The following is a 1,036-nucleotide window of genomic DNA, read 5'->3' on the forward strand; positions in this document are numbered from 1 at the left end:
AGCTGCGCCTCGATCTCCGTCCGCGGGACGCTCCCATCCTTCAGCGCCTTCTGCTCGCGGGTGACCGCATCGAGCCTGTTGCCGTAGGTCGCGACGAACTCGCGCTGGGACAGGTCGCGGTTGACCAGGCCTGCCGTGTCGATCGTCTGCGCCGCATTGGGATCGCCGGTCTTGGCCTTGTCGTCGCCGCCAAGGATGAACCAGCTTCCGCCGATGAGGGCGAGTGCTCCCAGCGACCCCAGCAGCAGCTTCTGACGGCGCGCGGTGCGGGCGTTGAGCCCGGAAAGTTCGGACGATGCCGCGCTCTCGGCCTGCAAAGGGGCAGTGCTTGGCGTATGGGTTGCATCAGTCATTGCCGGTCTCCCCGCTTGCGCCGACAACAAAGGCCGTGGTGCTGGCCCCGGGTTCGAGCTTTGGCTCGGCGATCGAGACGGCGAGCGTGTCGCGCGGTGCGAGATCGCGTTCGGCGAGCGTCACGGGTTTCGTTCCGCGATTGTGGATGCGGACGACCTTCCCAGTGAGGCTGGCGCCGCGATAATCAGCGATGAGCTGGACTTCGAGATCGCCGACCCGTGCGGGTATGGCAGTCGATTGGCGGACCTCGAAACCGTCGACCGTCCGGTCATTGGCCATCGCCTGGATGAGCCTGACGGCGCTGGTCTCGATCGGGGTCTGGCTTTCCCAATCCGCCGCCCGGTTCTTCGCGATGACGGGGTTGGTGATGAAGACCTGGGTCGCCGGAATTTGCTCAACCCGGCACGCCACCTTGTAGACGAAGCCCTTCTTGGTGGTGGTGAAGAAGCTGATCGACCGCGCCGCGTAAGTTTCCGGCACCGAGACATAGATGTCGCCGCGCACCGGCTCGTTGGTCACTGCAAAGTCGTTGTAGGGCGTGCCGGTCGAGATCTTGGAGACGCTGGCGAACTGGTCGTCGACCAATGCGAAGCGGGTCAGCTCGCGCGCTGAAACGCTGCACTCGATTCCGGCGCCGTCAGCCGTTTGCTTGAACTGGTCGGCGGCATGAGCGGGGGATGCT

1 protein-coding gene and 1 pseudogene are annotated in these 1,036 nt (G+C 65.1%); both read right to left on the reverse strand.

Annotated elements, in window-relative coordinates; all coding sequences use genetic code 11:
* Nucleotides 1–353 (reverse strand): annotated as a pseudogene (locus AX692_RS18120) (conjugal transfer protein TraB); the annotation flags it as partial.
* Nucleotides 346–1,036 (reverse strand): type-F conjugative transfer system secretin TraK (locus tag AX692_RS18125; protein WP_073977808.1); only part of this gene is annotated, 691 nt, incomplete at its 5' end. The pseudogene AX692_RS18120 and the gene AX692_RS18125, both read right to left, overlap by 8 nt.

Origin of the sequence: Erythrobacter donghaensis (assembly GCF_001557325.1) — a bacterium.
In the GTDB taxonomy this organism is placed as follows: Bacteria; Pseudomonadota; Alphaproteobacteria; order Sphingomonadales; family Sphingomonadaceae; genus Erythrobacter; species Erythrobacter donghaensis_B.